This is a genomic window from Microcoleus sp. LEGE 07076 (assembly GCF_015207455.1).
Classification (GTDB): Bacteria; Cyanobacteriota; Cyanobacteriia; order Cyanobacteriales; family Microcoleaceae; genus Microcoleus.
The window spans coordinates 1-19,977 of the sequence record NZ_JADEWV010000118.1; the positions used below are offsets into that span (position 1 = coordinate 1).

The 19,977-nt window shown below is 46.1% G+C and carries 14 protein-coding genes and 1 pseudogene; 10 read left to right on the plus strand and 5 right to left on the minus strand.

What is annotated here, in order from left to right:
* The 4 genes from IQ270_RS18795 to IQ270_RS18810 form a co-directional block, all read left to right on the plus strand.
* Positions 1-4,097 (plus strand): ATP-binding protein (locus IQ270_RS18795; protein WP_193974675.1); only part of this gene is annotated, 4,097 nt, incomplete at its 5' end.
* 83 nt (positions 4,098-4,180) lie between these two features.
* The gene (locus IQ270_RS18800; protein ID WP_193974676.1) at positions 4,181-4,588 is read left to right on the plus strand and encodes a hypothetical protein; all 408 of its coding nucleotides are present in this window, start codon (positions 4,181-4,183) and stop codon (positions 4,586-4,588) included.
* A gap of 197 nt (positions 4,589-4,785) precedes the next feature.
* The gene (locus IQ270_RS18805; RefSeq protein WP_193974677.1) at positions 4,786-5,181 is read left to right on the plus strand and encodes a response regulator; all 396 of its coding nucleotides are present in this window, start codon (positions 4,786-4,788) and stop codon (positions 5,179-5,181) included.
* Positions 5,178-6,953: an adenylate/guanylate cyclase domain-containing protein gene (locus IQ270_RS18810; protein WP_193974678.1), complete on the plus strand. Its 1,776-nt coding sequence runs from the start codon at positions 5,178-5,180 to the stop codon at positions 6,951-6,953. The genes IQ270_RS18805 and IQ270_RS18810 overlap by 4 nt, the downstream gene beginning before the upstream one ends.
* A 498-nt stretch (positions 6,954-7,451) precedes the next feature.
* On the opposite strand, the gene IQ270_RS18815 is transcribed toward IQ270_RS18810, so the two are convergent.
* Complete coding sequence (locus IQ270_RS18815; RefSeq protein WP_193974679.1) at positions 7,452-10,439, minus strand: PAS domain S-box protein; 2,988 nt, start codon at positions 10,437-10,439, stop codon at positions 7,452-7,454.
* A 359-nt stretch (positions 10,440-10,798) separates the two neighbouring features.
* A complete protein-coding gene (locus tag IQ270_RS18820) occupies positions 10,799-11,062 on the minus strand; it encodes a hypothetical protein (protein WP_193974680.1) in 264 nt (87 codons plus the stop codon).
* 488 nt (positions 11,063-11,550) lie between these two features.
* On the opposite strand from IQ270_RS18820, the gene trpD reads away from it, so the two are divergent.
* Entirely contained in the window at positions 11,551-12,669 is a 1,119-nt protein-coding gene (gene trpD / locus IQ270_RS18825) for an anthranilate phosphoribosyltransferase (protein ID WP_193974681.1), read from the plus strand.
* Positions 12,670-12,758: 89 nt separating this feature from the next.
* Here the strand turns inward: trpD and IQ270_RS18830 are convergent, their stop codons facing one another.
* The gene (locus IQ270_RS18830; protein ID WP_228056489.1) at positions 12,759-13,502 is read right to left on the minus strand and encodes a TIGR02281 family clan AA aspartic protease; all 744 of its coding nucleotides are present in this window, start codon (positions 13,500-13,502) and stop codon (positions 12,759-12,761) included.
* A gap of 313 nt (positions 13,503-13,815) precedes the next feature.
* Here IQ270_RS18830 and carA point away from each other — a divergent pair, with 313 nt between their 5' ends.
* The 5 genes from carA to IQ270_RS18855 all read left to right on the plus strand — a co-directional run bounded on the left by carA (position 13,816) and on the right by IQ270_RS18855 (position 18,591).
* Positions 13,816-14,967, plus strand: a complete 1,152-nt coding sequence (gene carA / locus IQ270_RS18835) for a glutamine-hydrolyzing carbamoyl-phosphate synthase small subunit (protein WP_193974682.1) — start codon at positions 13,816-13,818, stop codon at positions 14,965-14,967.
* Between the two features lie 185 nt (positions 14,968-15,152).
* Positions 15,153-15,509 carry an STAS domain-containing protein gene (locus IQ270_RS18840; RefSeq protein WP_193974683.1) on the plus strand — a complete coding sequence of 119 codons (357 nt, stop codon included), beginning with the start codon at positions 15,153-15,155 and terminating at the stop codon, positions 15,507-15,509.
* Between the two features lie 381 nt (positions 15,510-15,890).
* Positions 15,891-16,346 carry a Mini-ribonuclease 3 gene (locus IQ270_RS18845; protein WP_193974684.1) on the plus strand — a complete coding sequence of 152 codons (456 nt, stop codon included), beginning with the start codon at positions 15,891-15,893 and terminating at the stop codon, positions 16,344-16,346.
* A gap of 143 nt (positions 16,347-16,489) precedes the next feature.
* Complete coding sequence (gene rlmB, locus IQ270_RS18850) at positions 16,490-17,809, plus strand: 23S rRNA (guanosine(2251)-2'-O)-methyltransferase RlmB (protein WP_193974685.1); 1,320 nt, start codon at positions 16,490-16,492, stop codon at positions 17,807-17,809.
* A gap of 500 nt (positions 17,810-18,309) precedes the next feature.
* Positions 18,310-18,591: a DUF1816 domain-containing protein gene (locus IQ270_RS18855; RefSeq protein WP_193974688.1), complete on the plus strand. Its 282-nt coding sequence runs from the start codon at positions 18,310-18,312 to the stop codon at positions 18,589-18,591.
* 220 nt (positions 18,592-18,811) lie between these two features.
* On the opposite strand, the gene IQ270_RS18860 is transcribed toward IQ270_RS18855, so the two are convergent.
* Positions 18,812-19,648: an alpha/beta fold hydrolase gene (locus IQ270_RS18860; protein ID WP_193974686.1), complete on the minus strand. Its 837-nt coding sequence runs from the start codon at positions 19,646-19,648 to the stop codon at positions 18,812-18,814.
* 56 nt (positions 19,649-19,704) lie between these two features.
* A pseudogene (locus tag IQ270_RS18865) lies at positions 19,705-19,977 on the minus strand (serine hydrolase); the annotation flags it as partial.

Below are 19,977 nucleotides of genomic sequence, written 5' to 3' on the forward strand. Positions count from 1 at the left end.
CCCAGGATGTCCTGAAACTTGCAGCTTGTATTAGCAATCAATTTGACTTAGCAACTCTGGCAATTGTGCATCAAAAATCTCAGAGTGAGACATCTGCTGATTTATGGAAAGCCTTGCAAGAAGGGTTGGTTATTCCGATTAGTGAAATTTACAAATTTTTTCGCAACTCGGAATCAGTTGAAGTTGGACAAGAGTCGGAGTTATCGGTTCCCTACAAGTTTTTACATGACCGAGTGCAGCAAGCAGCATATTTTCTGATTCCCGAATCCCAGAAACAGTCCACCCATCTCGAAATTGGGCAACTGCTGTTGAAGAATACTCCTGAAGCAGAAAGAGAAGAAAAAATTTTTGATATTGTCAACCAGTTGAATATGGGGGTGGAGTTAATTGACTATCAGCCAGAGCGAGATCGACTAGCTCAATTAAATTTAATTGCCGGACGTAAAGCTTTAGCTTCAACTGCTTATGCTGCGGCAAATATCTATCTCCAAACAGGGATTGAACTCTTGAGGGCTAACTGCTGGCAGAATCAGTATGAATTGACCCTGAATCTCTATGTTGCTGGTGCCGAAGCTGCCTATTTGAATGGTGACTTTGATGGTATGGAGTTCCTAGCAGCACAAGTTTTGCAACACGCTCAAACAATTTTAGAGCGAGTTAAAATTTACGAAATTAAAATTGCCGCTCAGACAGCCCAGAGCAAAGTGTTAGAAACGATCGCAGTCGCCAGAGAATCACTCTTACAATTGGGAATTGAACTCCCTACCACACCTGATGAAGCCTCGATCGGCAAAGCGCTACAAGCCCTTGCAGGCTCCCTCGGCGGCAGAAAAATTGAGGAACTAATTGACCTACCTGCGATGACAAATCCACAGACTCAGGCAGCTATGCAACTGTCTAGTATGTTGTTTCCACCCGTTTTCCAGGGAATGCCCGGTTTGCTGCCCTTGCTGAGCTCGACGATGGTGAGTTTATCGCTCTCCTTTGGGAATGCACCCGCATCGACGGTGGGGTATGCGATGCACGGGATGGTGTTGTGTGCCTTTTTTCAAGAAGTGGAAACGGGCTATGGCTATGGCCAATTGGGGCTGTCATTGCTCGATCTTTTAAATGTCCGGGAATTGAAGTCCACAGTTCTACTTTTGTTTGGTGGCTGGATTCAGCATCGTAAAGAAGCTCTTTTAGCAACACTACCGACGCTGAAAGATGGGTTTACGGCGGGCATGGAAACTGGCGACTTTGTAGACGCTGGCTATAACATATATATTTATTTTTATACCCATTTATTCGCTGGGGTAGAACTAGATAGTTGGGAACCAGAAATAGCAGGTTATAGGGCTGTCATGGCGCAGTTGAAACAATATTCTGCTCAAATTTATTTGGATATGATTCAGCAGACGGTGCAGAACTTGAGAGAAACCCGTATTCACTCGGATTGCTTAATCGGGGAAGCCTACGATGAAACTGTGATGATTCCCAAGCATTATCAGGACAATGAATTCACGGCGCTCGCCTGTGCGTGCATCTTAAAATTGCTGCTTGCTTACTCCTATGGAAACTACAAGGCTGCCCTAGACAACATTACCCTAATTAAACAGTATGTGATGGGAGTATCGGGATCGACTTTTGTTCCCATTTTCCATTTCTATGCCGCCCTCACCCACCTAGCACTTTTGCCCGCAGAGTCAGAAATTGAGCAAACTGAAATTCTTGCCTTAGTCGAAACCCATCAAACTACTCTGCATCAGTGGGTGCAAAATGCTCCCATGAATTATTTGCATAAATGGTATTTAGTAGAGGCAGAAAGGCATCGAGTTTTAGGGGAAAAATTAGAGGCGATCGAAATGTACGATCGCGCCATTTCCCTCGCCAAACAAAACGAATATCTCAACGAAGAAGCCCTAGCCCACGAACTCGCTGCCAAGTTTTATTTAGACTGGGGTAAAGACAAAATTGCCGGAGTCTACCTAACTGATGCTTACTACGCTTATATGCGTTGGGGTGCAAAGGCAAAAGTTGACGATTTAGAACAGCGATATCCTCAATTACTCGCCCCTATTCTCAACCAAAAAACCGTCTTAAATACAGGCGATACAATTACCAAAATGATGACGGCAACTGTTGCAGGTACGAGTTCAGGTGTTTCTGAAATTCTGGACTTAGCAACAGTAATCAAAGCTTCTCAATCAATTTCAGGAGAAATTAACCTAGATAAATTGCTTTCCAATTTGATGCAAGTGATGATTGAGAATGCAGGAGCAAAAAAAGGGTCTCTAATTTTACTAAAGGGAGATTCATTCTCGATCGCTGCTCAATGTAGTAGCGGTAAACCGTGCAACCTAAACTTAACTCCCGCTGTTGACTGTGACGAAATTCCAAACGCGATCGTCCATTATGTCTGGCGCACCCAAGAAACCTTGGTAATTGATGATGCCACTACTGAGGCTACATTTGCAGCCGATCGTTACATCATCCAGCATCAACCAAAGTCGGTTTTGTGTCTGCCGATGCAGCACCAAGGAAAGCCGATCGCGATTCTTTACCTAGAAAATAATCTCGTTACAAATGCCTTTACTGGCGACAGATTATCCCTCTTAAAAGTCTTAGCATCCCAAGCAGCCATCTCCCTAGAAAACGCCCAACTCTATACTAACTTAGAAGCAAAAGTAGTAGAACGCACCCAAAAACTCCAGCAGTCAGAAGCTCGCTTTCGACAACTTTACGAACAATCAGCAGATGCGATTCTGCTGTTAGATGAAGGCATATTTACCGACTGCAACTCCGCAACTGTCACAATGATGCGCTGCAATGACAAAAAACAGCTTCTTTCCTTACATCCGGCTCAACTTTCTCCCCAATTCCAACCGGATGGTAGAGACTCTTTTGAGAAATCCCAAGAAATCACATCCATAGCCTTCGAGCGAGGCAGCCATCGCTTTGAATGGATGCACCGTCGCAACGATGGAGAAGACTTTTGGGTAGAAGTATTATTGACAGCAATTCCTGTAAATGGTAAACAAATTCTGCATACAGTGTGGCGAGAAATTGGCGATCGCAAACAAGCCGAATCCGCTTTGCACCAGAAAAATCAGGAACTCAGCGATACTCTCCAACAACTAAAAGCCACCCAAGAAGGATTGATTTTATCAGAAAAAATGGCAGCTTTAGGACAGCTTGTAGCCGGAGTTGCCCACGAAGTTAACACGCCCCTAGGTGCGATTCGTTCCTCCGCCGGCAATGTGTCCAAATTTTTAGATCGAACTCTAGAAGATTTGCCCGCACTTTTTCAATCTTTCTCTCCAGAAGAGGGGCAAACTTTCTTAGAATTACTTCAGCGATCGCTCCAACAAGAAGAAACAATATCAACCAAAGAAGAACGCAAATTGAAGAGAGCTTTAAGGAGTCAACTACAAGAATTAGAGATTGACAGTGCCGATGTAGTTGCCGATCGATTAGTGATGATGGGGGTGTATGATGAAATCGAAAATTTTCTGCCAATGCTGCAAAAGTCGGACAGTTTGCACATCCTAGAGACCGCCTACAAACTATCTGAATTAAAAAGAGGCATCGCCACTATCAACACAGCTACAGATAGAGCATCAAAGGTTGTATTTGCCTTAAAAACCTATGCGCGCTACAAACAGTCCGGTGAACAAACACCAGCCAGCATTCAACAAGGGATAGAAACTATCTTAACTCTCTATCAAAATCAATTAAAACAAGGCATTGAGGTAGTCAGAAACTATGCCGAAATTCCGCCGATACTTTGCTATCCCGACGAACTGAATCAAGTTTGGACAAATCTGATTCACAATGCTTTGCAAGCAATGGATTATCGGGGGAAGCTCACTATTGGATTGAGCGAGCAATCCGGGCAGGTGCAGATTAGCGTTACTGACAGCGGTAAAGGCATTCCCGAAGAGATAAAGGCGAAAATATTCCAGCCATTTTTTACGACAAAACCCGCAGGAGAAGGCAGCGGTTTGGGGCTGGATATTGTGAAAAAGATAGTGGAAAAACATCAGGGAAGGATTGAGGTAGAATCAATTCCAGGTCAAACTACATTTAATGTTTGTCTGCCAATGAGCGGCGTATAAGGCAATACCGTTGGGTTAAGCCAGATCCCCCCGGCGCCAAGAGGACGGGCACTCTTGGCACCGCCCCTACGGGGGACAAGAAGTTGCTCAAAGTCGGTCTTTTTAAGGGGGATGCTGCAAGGGATATCCTCGGAGTAAACAGTTTTAACCCAAGCGTATTGGCGCACCATTTTCAAGAACAGGCCGGACAGCCTGTTCCACAAAGAGTGAATTTTCTTGTGGAACAGGCCGGACAGCCTGTTCATAAAAAGCTTATTGACATTGGTGCAATATCTCGGTTCCACTCAACCTGCAATCTACACCATTGGGAGGATGGCAAAAGTCAAAGTGCTTTGATGCCAATCACTCGGATTATACCGGAAATCGATGTCAAACCGCAGTACGATGCGTTATGCTCAGCTAAGCTGTTAGAAGCATCTAGATTTCTCGGTTTCGGTGACTGGCAAGGGGGAGAGGATGTGGAGATTGGCTGGATGGGGTCATTTAGTTAGCGATGGAACCAATAAACCGGGTTTGTGAATTCTTCCAAGAGGATTGCAAGCAAATATTTTGGTGAAAAACCAAGGTGATGGTCGCCCGTGCGCGAACTAGCCTCTTAAAATGCGATCGGGTCTACTAATACACTTTACTACTTTTACCACTTTTACTACTTTTGTTAGTAATGACAATTAAAAAGGAAAAAAAATAGATGTCTAAACCAGTTATTTTGTGCGTTGACGATGAGAGAATGGTGTTAGATAGTCTCAGGACGCAGCTAGCAGCAGCATTTGGAGATGCATACAGCTATGAAGGAGCCGAAGATGCTGAAGAGGCATTGGATGTAATCGGCGAACTTTATGACGAAGAAATCAGCGTTGTTGTGATTATTTCTGATTGGTTAATGCCCGGTATTAAGGGAGATGAATTGCTGATTCGCATTCACGAAAAATACCCTCATGTTGTTAAAATTATGCTAACAGGTCAAGCTGATGAAGTAGCAATTGACCGAGCCCAAAAACAGGCAAACCTCCATCGCTGCTTATCTAAACCTTGGTCGGAAGCAGATTTGCTGGAAACTATAAAATCTGGTTTGTTGAACTTATGAAACAACAGGTAATAATCTGTGTAGATGATGACAACACTGTACTCAAGAGCCTCAAAGCAGAACTCCAAGAAGCTGTCGGCAATGCTTATCTGATCGAAATTGCTGAGGGTGGGGAGGAAGCATTAGAGTTGCTTGAAGAATTATTGTTGGATGGGTATGAAGTACCGTTAATTATTTCCGATCATATCATGCCTGAGATGAAGGGAGATGAACTATTAAAACAAGTCCATCTACTCTCGCCCCAAACTATTAAAATTATGCTGACAGGGCAAGCAGATATTGAGGCGGTGGGAAATGCTATCAAAAATGCAAATTTATATCGTTATATGGCCAAACCCTGGCAACAAGAAGACTTGAATTTAACGGTAAAAGAAGCTGTAAACAGTTATCGGCAAAATCAACTGCTGGCAGCACAAAACGCGCAGCTTCAGCAAATGAATCAGGAATTGGCGGATTTAAACCGGGAGCAATCGCTACTGATTGCGACACTCCACGACAACGAAAATCGCTTGATGCAGTTTTTGGAAGCAATGCCGATCGGCGTGGGAGTGCTGAATGCGGATGGTAAAGTTTACTATATTAATCAGAAAGCAAAAGAGATATTTGACAAAGAAGTCGTGTCTGAGATTCCATCTGAAAAACTGTCAGAGGTTTATGAAGTTTATCAAGCAGGAAGTCTTGAACCTTGCCCTGTGGAAAACTTGCCCGTCATGCGGGCATTGAGGGGCGAAACTTCTGTGGCTGAGGATTTAGAAGTCCGGCACGGCAATAAGATTATTCCCCTAGAAATTCATGCTACCCCGATTTACGATAAACAGGGGAAAATTGTTTATGCTATTAACACTCTTCAAGATATCACAGAACGCAAAGAAGCTGAGGCAGAGCGCAAAAAGTTCATTGAGGATCTCTTTGAGGTCAATTGCAGTTTGCAACTTTCACTGGAGGCAGAATTAGATATCGTTGAGGCGACAAGTCGTTTTGTACCCAATCAGTTTTTATCTTTTTTGGGATGTGACACTATTGTTGATGTTAAATTGGGAGAGGCGGTGGAGTTGGAAATGTCGGTGCTGTTTTCTGACATCCGTGACTTCACGACTCTTTCGGAACAGATGACACCAGAAGAAAATTTCCAATTTATAAATTCATATTTGAGTTATATGGAACCGCTGATTGTGGAAAATCAGGGGTTTATTGATAAATATATTGGCGATGCAATTATGGCTTTGTTTAGCGACGGTGCGGATGATGCTGTGAAAGCGGGAATTGCAATGCTGCACGTTCTTGCTGAATACAATCGACAGCGCGCTGCTTCGGGCGATGTGGCGATTAAGATTGGGGTGGGAATTAATACTGGTTCTTTGATGCTGGGTACTGTTGGCGGAAACAGCCGGATGGATGGTACTGTTATTGGTGATGCGGTTAATTTGGCTGCTCGGATTGAAAGTTTGACGAAGAATTATGGGGTATCGCTGTTAATTACTCAACAGACTTTCGATGGCTTGAGAAATCCTGCTGATTATGGGATTCGCGTGATTGATAGGGTTCAGGTTAAGGGGAAGTCTGAATGGGTTACTGTTTATGAGGTTTTTGATGCAGATTTGCCGGAAGTGAAAGCGGGGAAGTTGGCTACTTTGCCAGTGTTTACTGAGGCTTTGTCTTTGTACAATATCTATAATTTTACGGAAGCGGCGGGGTTATTTACTGATTGTTTGCGGCAAAATCCGGGGGATAGGGTGGCTCGAATTTATTGGGATAGGTGTCAAGTCAGTTGACTGTTGACTGTTGTTAGTTGTTAGTTGTTGATTGTTGGTTGTTAGTCAGTAACATACCCCGTTTATGATTCGGCGGTTGAAACCGCGTCTACAGAAACAAAGTCGGCCTGCGCTGACTGGTTAATAAAGAATTTCCAAAACCCGGATTTGCTATCATTAGTTATTGGTTATTGGTTATTAGTTATGGGTTATGGGTCTACTCGTTACCAGGCTCTGCCTGGTAACGCAGATAGGCGAGGCTCTGCCTCCATTTTCGCAGGCAAAGCTCTTCAAGAATGACATCGATTCCTAGCCTCTTAACCAGTTATTGAAAATGATGCGAGGATTGCTATAGTAATTAGTCAATAGTTACAAATAACCAATAATCTCATGTCCGGTTAATCAGTTATCATTTCAGTGCCAGCGTCCCGCTCGCACTCGTGAAGAATTATAAGCGATCGCTCGGACTTGATACAACCAATAACCAATAACCAATAACTAATAACCAATAACCAACAACTAGTCACTATTTTGCTCGATCGGCATTTCTATGATAAACTCGGCTCCTTGACCGGGTGCAGACACGCAACTGAGCGTGCCGCCGTGTTCTTGGACAACTTTATAGGAAATTGACAGGCCCAAACCGGTGCCTTTGTCGGCGGGTTTGGTGGTAAAAAAAGCCTCGAACAATTGCTGGGAAACTTCTTCTGGCATTCCTGGGCCGTTGTCAGAAATCCGAATTACAGCGTTGGAGTTTTGGACTTCTGTCCTAATTTTTATTTTGCTGCGGTTAGCTTTGACTTCGGCAACGGATCGCTCTGCGTTGTATTCCTCGATCGCATCGATCGCATTTCCGATCAAGTTCATAAATACCTGATTTATTTTACCCGAATAGCACTCGACCAAAGGCAAATTTCCATAGTCCTTAATTACCGCAATTTCGGGATAGCTGCCGCGCGCTTTCAACCGACTTTGCAGGATTAGCAGCGTTCCTTCAATGCCTTCGTGCAGGTTAACTTTGCTCATTTGAGAATCGTCTTTGCGAGAGAAAGTTCTGAGCGATCGCACGATTTCCCGAATGCGATCGGCGCCAATCTGCATTGAGGACATCGCCTTCGGCAAATCTTCTAACAGAAACTCTAGCTCGATCTCCTCAATTTTATCTTCAATTGGTTCCGGCGGCTGCGGGCAGTGCTGCTGGTACATATCGATCAGATTCAGCAAATCTTCGGTGTAGTGGCCGACGTGGACGAGATTGCCGCAGACGCTGTTAACGGGATTGTTAATTTCGTGAGCGACACCTGCTACCATTTGACCGAGTGTAGACATTTTTTCAGTGTGAATCAATACCGCTTGAGTTTGCTGCAATTCGTGCAAAGTATGTTCTAGCTGAAGTTTTTGTTGAGTCAATTCTGTTTGCGAATGCAGCAAAGCTTCTTCACTGCGTTTCTGCTCGGAAATATCGGTAATTAACCCTTCTAAAGCTATCAATTCTCCCGAGTCGGAATACACTCCCAAACCTTGCTCCCAAACCCATTTTAATTCGCCGTTTTTACAAGTTATGCGGTAATTTAGCTGGTAGGGTCGATTTTCTTGCAAAGCAACTTCTACGGCATTGCAGAATAGTTCGCGATCGTCGGGGTGTGTCAATTCCGAGAGAGAAATTTCCCTAGTGCCGATAAATTCTTCAGGATAATAGCCGGCTAACTGATAGCAACCTTCGCTGACAAACTCCATACTGCGATCGGCATCATTGCGAAAACGGTAGGCCATTCCCGGCAAATTGCTCATCAGCGTCGCCAATGCGCGTTGGCTTTCCCGCAGGGCTTCTTCTGCACGTTTGCGATCGGTAATATCGGTCATCACTGCTAGCATACAAAGTTTGCCGTCCAAATCAATCAACTCTGCTGAGAGCAAACACACCACCACCGAGCCAGACTTCACCCGAAATTCGCATTCCTGGTTGCGAACAACATATTTTTCTTGCAATCTTTTCCGAAAATTAACTCGTTCTTCTGGCTTTACCCAAATATTTAATTCCCCTACTGTATGGCTGATAGTTTCTTCTAAACTGTAACCTGTCACAGATAGAAAACTATCATTTACTTCTATAAAACTGCCTTCTGCAAAAGTAGTAATAGTCATCGGATCGGGACTCGATCTAAAAGCCTTAGAAAATTTTTCTTCCGACAAACGCAACTGTTTAATAGCTGCTTCCAACTGACTTGTCCGCTCTTTTACCCGGCATTCCAACACCTCGTTAGCCTGCTTCAGAGTTTCCTGGGCCCGCACCCGATAAGTGATATCGCGCACCACGGCTTGCAGCCCCATTTTGCCGCCGATATCCATAGAAGTTAGCAGCACTTCCGCCGGAAACTCGGAACCGTCCAAACGGCAGTGCAGCCAGTCAAAACGGCAATTTCCCGTTTGTATTGCCGTACTAATTAGTTCTTGAGACAGACTCGTAGAATCTTCTCCTGTCGGTTGTAGCGGTGGGCTAAATGCCGAAGGATGTTTGCCGCAGAATTCCAATTCTGTGCTGCATCCAAATAACTTTAAAGTTGCCGGATTGCAATCCAAAAAACCCTCTTCGTCTAGCAGCATTACCGCATCGGTTGTCGATTCGTACAGACTGCGAAACTTCTTTTCAGATTCCTGCAAAGAAGCAATCAACTGCATCTTTTCCTCTGCCGCTCGCTTTTGCTTAGTAATGTCCTGCATGATTTGAGAAAAGCCCTGCAACTCTCCGCTTTCATCCCGCAAAGGAGTTACAATAACCTTCGCCCAAAATCTGGAGCCATCTTTGCAAAATCGCCAGCCTTCACTTTCATATCTACCTGCTGCGGTAGCTGTGATTAATTTTTGTTGTGGTTTGCCAGTTTTAATATCTTCAGGGGTATAAAAGGACTCTGAGTTTTTGCCGACTATTTCGCTGGCTTTATAGCCCAAAATTCTTTTAGCGCCGGAATTCCAGCTAGCTACATATCCCTTAGTATCTAACATGAATATAGCATAGTCTTTAACACCTTCAATTACCATTCTCAGGCGTTCTTCACTCGATCGCAGTGCAGCTTCTGCATTTTTGCGCTGAGTAATATCTTCCACAAAACCTTCATAATAAAGCAATTTGCCGTCGGGATCGCGAACGGCCCGCGCATTTTCCGAAATCCAAATTACTGCGCCATCTCGGCGATAAATCTGCGATTCAAAATCCGATACGATGCCCCGCGCTTGCAAAGCCGAAACAAACTCGCCGCGGCGATCGGGATTGACGTAAAGCTGATCGCTGATATCAGTCAGATTCCCCATCAATTCTGCTGGGGAATTGTAGCCGTAAATCCGAGCCAAAGCGGGATTAGCGCTGAGGTAACGCCCATCGGGCGTTGTCTGGAAAATGCCGGAAACAGCATTTTCAAACATACTGTAATATTTTGCTTCCATTTGCTGTAGCGCCTCCTGGATATTCAGGCCTTCTATTGATTTATTTTCTAATTTTTGATTTCCCACTTTTGAATACCCTGCTCTTGTGTTTGAAATGAAGATTTTGGTTGATGCCTGTTTAATCCGAGCTGTTAATTAAGCAGGTGAATTCTGTGCCGCGCGATGGCGATAAAGGCGATAAAAAAAACAATTGCCAAGCTTTGCGATTGGTTTGTGTCCGGGGCTGCAATTACATAAGTGTGTTTATTCATTTCTCCTGCTGGGCTGTTAGCTGTTAGTTGTTGTTGAGGAAAGTTGAGGTTACCCGGTTTGTTTTTTGTTTAAGATTTGGTGGGCTTGTAAGGCGGGCGATTTGCTCTATCGGCTGGCGGTGCAAGTGTTACAACCAAACTTGATGATTGAAATCTCTTTGAATATACTAGCAGTTAAATACCCTGAAATAAGTTAGTGAGTGGCGATGCTGTTTTTACTAAATTTAAGATGCAGGGACTTATACAATCGCTCTGACAGCAAAATGCCGTGCAATCTAACAATATAATCGCCACGTATTTGGAGGGAAGGCGATAGTCATCGCCACCGATTTTCCCTGTGTCGGTAGCCCGGGGCTTGTGTCTGGTTCTGCGGTGAGTCGATTTGAGATTTGAGACTTTGGCGCGATCGCGATCGTCTAACGATTTTAGATCGAACAATTGACTCTGGCATTGAATCTGGAGTTGTGGTTGTGGTCTCAAATTTTTGAGTATCCACAACTGCTCTCGGAAATTTGTATCCGTCTTTTTGTGCTCAGGGTTAGGGTTGATTATTTTTGTTTAAAGATAATACAGCGGTTTGCTGGCAGTTGTACGCTCTGGGGTTTCCCCTTAAACTTGTCATAACAAAAGGGCAATTGTTGTATCAAAAACTTCATATTCGGCTGCGGCGGGCGGACAAATTATGTAGTGCTGCTAACAGGAGGGGCCAAAATCTGAGCCGGGACGCGCCAAATAGGGTCAGCAATGCCAGTTCGCAAAAAGCAGATAATTGTAGGAAAGCTCCAAACCATTATGCAGTAAGTCATTGCCAATTCTCAAATCGAATATTCTTAATTCTCAAATGCTATAAGTCTGGTAAAATCCCGATCGAGTCTCGGTTTGGCCGCCAAGCTCGATCAAACTAAACTTGACTGAAACTACTATAAATGACTGATTCTCCCGTACTTGCAACACCAGATACATCCGCAGTTTCAACTTTGAGTGCGGATTCTCCTCTGTGGTCGGCCCTGCTGCAACAACTGTTAGACAAACAATCTCTCTCGCGCGCCCAAGCCGCCGACTTGATGCGGGGATGGCTGGCAGAAGCTATACCCCCGGTACTTTCCGGCGCGATTTTAGCAGCGCTCCAAGCCAAAGGCACCTGCGCCCAAGAATTGGCAGGAATGGCTCAGGTATTGCAGTCTGGGTCTCTCGCAGGCGACTCGGAAAGCGTTTTCGACGATCGCCAATCTGCCATCTCCAATTTCAAATTAATTGATACTTGCGGCACCGGCGGTGACGGCGCTTCCACATTTAATATTTCCACTGCTGTCGCCTTTGTGGCGGCTGCGGGCAAAGTGCCAGTGGCGAAACACGGAAATCGATCGGCATCTAGCAAAGTCGGTTCTGCTGATGTGCTCGAAGCTTTGGGAGTCAACCTCAACGCCGATGTTGCGAAGGTAAAAGCTGCTGTAGACTCGGTAGGGATCACTTTTTTATTTGCGCCGGGGTGGCATCCAGCACTCAAGGCTGTAGCATCGCTCCGGCGCACTTTGAAGGTGCGGACTGTTTTTAACCTTTTGGGGCCTCTCGTGAATCCTATGCGCCCTAGAGGGCAGGTAATCGGGGTGTTCGCTCCCGGCATGGTATCAACTGTTGCCCAAGCTTTGGGCGAGTTGGGGACTGAGTTGGCGATAGTGGTTCACGGCAGAGAAAAGTTGGATGAGGCGGGATTGGGCGATGTGACTGATTTGGCGATTTTGTCGGGCGGCAAGGTGGAACTTACTACTGTAGATCCGGAACGGGCAGGATTGACACGAAGGGCGATCGGCTCATTGAAAGGTGGAAATGTTGAGGAAAACGCCGAGATTTTGCGGAACGTTTTGCAAGGGAAAGGTACAGCAGCGCAAATGGATGTTGTAGCTTTGAATGCGTCTTTGGCTTTTCAGGTGGGAGGTGCAATTCCGATGGGTTCCCACGCAGAGGGAGTTGATTTGGCCAAGCAGATTTTATCTAGTGGCGAATCTTGGTTGAAGTTGCAGCAGTTAATTGAGTTTTTGCGATGAGGAAAGAAGTTCGGTCAGGGAGCATCTGTGTTTTATTTTAAACAGAAGTGCGATCGGTGCTTCCCTTCCGAGTTCGATCGTACTTCTCTCTAAGAGCGCGATCGAAATTCAATCACATCTTGCTTAATAGTCACATCTTTATTGCCAAAAAAATCGTGACCCAGCAGCCCGATGTCCAGTGCGGGCGAGATCGGTACAACTACATTTGTAATCGCCAAACCGCCTGCTTCGATCGAAGTAAGATTGCCGAGAGCAAAAGTAGCTACTCCGTTGGGAGTTTTTGCTTGCACGCTTCCTTGAGGAACTATCTTCAAAGCAGCAGCCATTGCTGGCGTAATTACTGTGCGACTGGCTCCAGAATCCACCATCATTTCAAACTTTTGCGTGCCGTTAAACGTGACTTCTATGACTGGGATATTAGCTTCTCGGCGTTTAATTTTGACTAGAAATACTCCCGATTTAACCTCCGGCGAAGCAGCCGGAGTCAATTCTTGAGGGACAAAACCGCAAACAGAGCGGCTCAAGTTGACAGTTTGGCCGCTGGAGTTGCGGAGGAAGCATCCCTCGATCTCTTGAGCAGTCGCTCGCGAGGAGTTGACTGCGGTGTACGCTAAAATTGAGCTGCTCAGAGAAATAACCGCTGTTAAAGCCAGTAAAGGTTTCGGCAGGTTTTGAGAGTTTGAGAATAAAAGCAAGGGAGATTTGCTGACCATAGTTTGTTTAAACGCTTGTAGGTCGATCGTAACAACCACAGCGGCCTTTGGGTATAGATTTAGTACCGACAGTTTGGGGATTTCAGCTTTGATTTTTGTGCTGAGAGGGCTGTCTGTCAAAAAATGCTTGACAAATGACAAACAATTTGTTTCAGTAATTGAGACTGCAAGGTTCCTAAGTCAAAAGTACCAAAGCACGCGCTCTAAATTTTTACGGGATTGAGCTACAAACCGTAAAAAAAAATACAGCAGGAAATTACTATAGGCAAATAAAATGAGATTTTTATTAGACATCTCCCAAAAAGACTGTTGTGAACAGCTCCGATGCCTGTAAGACAATAATTGTGGGAGAGGTCTATTTGGTCGATCGGCCAAAAGTCGCCAGTCGGGCTCAAAATGAAATGAAACTAAACGTAAAGTAATTAAGGATGCCATGTCACTTTCAACAGCAAAACCCGCTCTCCTAGTCCTGGCTGACGGTACTGCTTACCGCGGCTGGTCGTTTGGCGCTGACTCTACCGTCGTCGGCGAAGTAGTTTTCAATACGGGAATGACGGGCTACCAAGAAGTCTTGACCGATCCCAGCTATCGCGGCCAGATTGTCACTTTTACTTATCCAGAATTGGGTAATACCGGGGTAAATCTCGAAGACGAAGAATCCTCGCAACCGCAAATTCGAGGTGCGATCGCCCGCAACGTATGCAGCCGCCCCAGCAACTGGCGCTGCTCGCAATCCCTGCAAGACTACCTAAAACAGTACAATATCCCCGCAATTTACGGCATCGACACCCGCGCCCTCACCCGCAAAATACGCACGGTAGGAGCGATTAACGGCGGCATTTCCACCGTGATTCTCGACCAAGCAGAGCTGTTGGAACAAGTGCAAGACGCTCCCAGCATGGCCGGGCTGAATCTGGTTGGGGAAGTGACCACCCGCAAGGTTTACGAGTGGTCGGAAGCCACAGACTCGGTGTGGGAGTTCAGCCCGACAGTCCAACCGGCCAAGGGCGAAATGTGGACGGTGGTGGCGCTAGATTTTGGGATCAAGCGCAATATTCTGCGGCGTTTGGCGAGTTACGGCTGTCGGGTAATTGTTGTACCCGCTGACACGTCGCCGGAGGAAATTCTCAAATACAATCCCGATGGCATTTTTCTGTCCAACGGGCCGGGAGATCCGTCGGCGGTAACGGAAGGAATTGCGACGGCCCGAGCTCTGTTGAAGTCGGACAAACCTGTATTCGGAATCTGCATGGGACACCAGATTCTGGGACTTTCCTTGGGTGCGGAAACTTTTAAACTTAAGTTCGGCCACCGGGGCTTGAATCATCCAGCGGGTTTAACCCAGCAAGTAGAAATTACTAGCCAAAATCACGGTTTTGCGATCGACCCGGATTCCCTAGTCCCGGAAGTAGAAATTACTCATCTCAATTTGAACGATCGCACCGTAGCCGGATTGAAGCACAAAACTCTGCCGCTGTTCTCAGTTCAGTACCACCCGGAAGCCAGTCCGGGCCCGCACGACGCTGACTATTTATTCGATCGGTTCGTGCAGTCAATGCGAGACAATCAGAAAGTAGCTGCTTAGTCAGCAGTCAGCAGTCATTAGTCATTAGTCAGCAGTCATTAGTCATTAGTCATTAGGAAAAATGACCGATGACCGATGACCGATGACTAATGACTAAAAAACAGTAGACAAAAAAAACAAAAACTCCTATAATGAAGCCTCAACTTTAAGCCATATCTAGCTAGGAGGGTGTCATTTCTGAGCCATTGACCCTGACCGTTAGCCTCAGAGGCACTCGCGAAGTCAAGAATAACTATCAGTTATTTCGCTTGACTGGCCTGCTGGACGCTTTTTCTGAGGCGACTTTTCGGAAGGTATTGAGCAAATGTATTGACGATGGCCCAAAACACGTAATTTTGGACTTGTCTCAGATAGACTTTGTGGACAGTTCCGGCTTGGGCGCACTTGTGCAACTTGTGAAGAAAGCCCAAACCGTGGAAGGGACATTGCAAATTGTCTCAAATCCTCGCGTAACTCAAACTGTTAAACTGGTTCGCTTAGAGAAATTTTTGTCTTTGCAGCCGAATGTTGATGAAGCGGTAAAAAACGTCAAGGATGCTTGACCAGAAAGTGGATTGAATTAGCTATCCGGTTTTCAACGCTGGATAGCAAATTTTTGTGGTTTGGCAGGTAAAATAATACGAATTTTCCGAGAAACTGTGACACGCGCAAGCTGCAAATTCCCCCGATACTTCGATTTGCGGTGGAGGGGCAGCAAAATATGTGTGGCCAACAGACAGAAAAATGCTATAAGAAGGAGAGCATTGCCATAAGTGTAAAAATCGTTCTTGAGTCGGCGAACGGGCGATCGGCAAAGCAAGCGAGCTTTTTAGCGATCGAGATGCTGGCAATCGAGTGAAAGCTATAATCGATCGAGTGATGAAAGACGAAAACGTCAAATGACTACGAAGACCATGCTGTGCGGAAGTTTTATTTAAAAAAGTATGTCGCCGATCGCCGATGACGGACTGAAACTGAACCTGACTGATATCAGTTTAAATCGACAGCATCCTGCGAGGGCGACACCAGCAGAAATAGAAAGGATTTCGCCCGCAGCCTGGGCATATTTGGGAGATGCAGTATACGAACTCTACATTCGGAGTTTGTACTTGGTGCCCCCCAGAAAATTGCAAGCTTATCACGAATTGGTGGTGGGGCAAGTACGAGCCGAAACTCAAGCGCGTCACTTGCGATCGATCTCTCCTTACTTGAACAGTAGAGAATTAGCAATTGTCAAGCGCGGCCGCAATGCCGTATCGGGCCGTTCTAAGCGAGCCGATCCTGAGATTTACCAACAAGCCAGCAGCTTAGAAACTTTAGTCGGATATTTGTACCTCACCGATCCCGAAAGATTGACCGAAATTTTTGCGCTTTTAAAACTGGAAACGGAAAGTATTTAACTGAAAGTATTTAGCAGTTAATAGTTAGGAAGGGCAGCGGATCGATCGATAATTAATTGCCCGGAAAATCTCCAATTTCAAACTCAGTCCTATCGCTTTGTCAATCCCAAATCTAAAATTGTTTTGACTGCAACAACAAACAAATGAGAAAATTTACCAGACCAAACACCTCGCGATCGAACTCCGACAGCAAGCCATTCAGAAGCGAAGGCCGCCGCCAAGACTCACAACCGTCCTCTCCCCGCTTTGAACGCAAGCCCCGTCCCGACACTCGCGGAACAGACGCGCCTCAAAAGCGATCGACCTTTTCCCCCCAATCCAGAGAAATGCCCGTGCGAGCAATTTTCAAACGGAATGTCGATGCCGACAGCCAACCGTCCACCCGCCGAAATCATTTCAAAGACAGAGACACAGACAGCAGTCGGCCCGAATCCCGGGGCAATTATTACAAAGACAGAGACAGAGACAGAGACACAGACAGCAGCCCCCAGCCGGCCCGCAACAATTTCCGAGACAGAGACAGCAGTCGGCCCGAATCCCGGGGCAATTATTACAAAGACAGAGACAGAGACAGAGACACAGACAGAGGCAGAGATAGCAGCCCGCGGGAATTCCGGGGTAATCATTTCAGAGACAGAGACAAAGACAGAGACACTCGCCCGATTGATACTGCCTCAAATACCGTGGTGCAACCAGACACAGACACAGACATGATTTACGGCCGCCATGCGGTGCAAGCGGCCTTAGAAACAAACCAAGTGCTCAACCGGATCTGGGTTGTCCCGCACCTGCGCTACGATCCCCGCTTTCACAGCTTGCTAACCGAAGCCAAGGCCAACGGCAGCATCATTGACGAAGTGGACGATTTGCGCCTCGACTACATCACGCGCAAGGCAAACCACCAAGGCGTAGCAGCCCAAGTATCAGCTTACGAATACTTGGATTTGAGCGAACTGATCGCCAACGCTAAGGCAGCTTGTCAAGATCCAGTTATTGTGGTAGCAGAAGGACTCAACGACCCCCACAATCTAGGGGCGATCGTTCGCACCGCAGAAGCTTTAGGAACTCAGGGCATTGTAATTCCGCAGCGGCGGGCTGTTGGGATTACTTCTGCAGTCAGAAAAGTGGCAGCAGGGGCACTGGAAAGCCTGCCTGTAGCGAGGGTTGTCAATCTCAACCGGGCGCTGGAAGAATTGAAAGAAGCTGGATTCTGGATTTACGGCACTGCAGCAGGCGTGGGTGACTCGGTAGAAACAATCAAGTTCTCTGGGCCCACTGTTTTAGTTGTAGGCGGTGAAGCTGACGGTTTGAGCCTTTTGATACAGCGCGGCTGTGACGGATTAGTTTCAATTCCTTTAAGGGGAAAGACTCCTAGCTTGAATGTCTCGGTAGCAACGGGAATGGCTTTATACGAAATTTACCGCCAACGCGGGCCCAAAAAGTTTCACGTACACGGATCTTGAAGGTGCTTGAAAAAAAGAGTACAACAGAGTAATTTATTAAGTAGCTAAAACCTGGCGATCGGTGTCTGTAGCTACTTAAACATTGGTAGGAAAATGCCGAGTAGAATGTCATCGGGGAAAACATCATGCCTGCACTCAAATTAAAGTTAAAGCTGAATCAAAAACAGATAACTCTGATGAGAAAGCACTTTGGTGATTTCCCGGTTTGTCAGCAGCTAGGGCGATACCATAATGTGTGAATACCGCCAAAAATTGAGCGGTGGCACACTTTGAACAAGTAATAATAGAGCGGCCACAGCTACGGACAGGTTAAAGGCGAAAGTAAAAGGGACTTTCGCCGTAGGTTTAAACAGGAATTCGACACCAATCTATTGAGATATCAGCTTAAAATAGGTTTGGAGAGGTTCTTGGTAGCAGTGTCACTGCCGCGTGTAAATAACAAAAGCGCAGGCGTTGCCTGCGGCATCGTGAAAACACCGTTAAATAAATTAGAAAAACAGATGAAAGAATTCTTGATTAGCTTGCTCAATGTTTTCGGATTGGCTTGGTGGGTTGAAGTTAAAACTTCAACGCCGCGGTGCATTTACTATTTTGGCCCGTTCATGACCGCTTCAGAGGCGGAATCTGCAAAAGCAGGATATGTAGAAGACATTGAAAGTGAAGGAGCTCAAGGTATTAATGTTTTGATTCAGCGCTGCAAACCTATTGATTTGACGGTTGCAGAAGATTTGGGAAAGATTGGTGATGGAGGGCTGTGGCCTGTTTTGAGCGGTCAGTCGTAGGAGGAAAATGTGAATTGCCAGTTGTTTAGTTTTAATTTCAAATCCGGTCGATTGACAGCGATAAGTAAGGTTTGTAGTGAGGACTGAGCGTCCTTCTTCCGAGGACTGAAGTCTTCACGACAAACTGTTTTTACTGTTGGTAATCGACCGAACACGCTCTAATTTCAAATGCGGGCTTTTTGACTGTTTGGTGATTAATTGGTTGTGAAAAACTTAAAACTTAAGATTCGCAATTGCCGACTGCTTGGGGGAAATTCTCGATCCAGCGATCGATATCTGCGAGTACCCGATCGGGAATTTCCCAAGGAAATAAGTGGGCTGTATTGGGATAGCACTGCCACTGACTGTCCTGAAGGTGGCGGGCTGTTTCTAAACTGGATGCTGAGGTGATATGTCGATCGCCCTCTCCGGCGAGCACTAAGCAAGGACATTGAATATCGCCGAGGTGGTGGAGTCGATCGTATCGGGCCCTCAGAGCGGTATTTAACGCCTTTGTAGCGCTGGTGGAGGTCTGGAGGTAGGCGGGGGTACCAGCCCGTGCTAAGTAGCGGTAAGGCGTGGCTGTATGTTGCTGTATCAAATAGCGAAAGAGCGATCGCCTGCCAAAAGTATCGATATTCCACTGCCAACCGGGTACGATTACATTGATAATTCCGGCTAAACCCGTGTAGAGGTTATCTTGCCAAGATATGGGCGGGTGACTTCCGCGGGGTTTGGCGGCGGAGGCCAGCACAATCAAACCGCTGACTCGCTGGGAATATTTCATGGCTAATTCCAGGGCTAAAATCCCTCCCAAAGACCAGCCGATTACCAAACACCGATCGACTCCCAATCGGTCTAAAAGTGCTTCTAAATCAAGCAAGTGGTCAGTCATTTCAAAGGAATTTGAGGTGCGGCTGTTACCGTAGCCGCGCAAGTCTGGGGCGATCGTCTGGAATCGCTTTGATAAGTGTTCTGTGAAGACAGACATACAATCGCCGGAACCTGGATGACCGTGCAAGCAGAGAATCGGAAATCCTTTGCCTTGGACGGAAACGCTGAGTTTTTGATGGGGCATTTTTTAACTGTTTGGGCGGTGCGCTGTCCCTTGCTACAAATTGTATGTTCCAGCGGTTAAAAGTCGGGGTTTCGGACAATATAATCAGCAATTTTAGAAATAGACTGGCGGATTTGTAGATCGCCGCTTGTACGGCTGTCAATTACAGTCATCACGTAGGCTTCGCCGTCAATGCTCATTGCTAAAGTTGTGCCGAGCACCAGGGAATTTTCGCCGGTTTTTTCGCCTAGCCATTGAGCTTGAGTTCCTTCCAAGGCGGCAAATCCCAAAGCGCGATCGTACTGGCCGTTGAGAGTTTCTACTAACAGTTTAGCGCCCGGTGTTTCGCC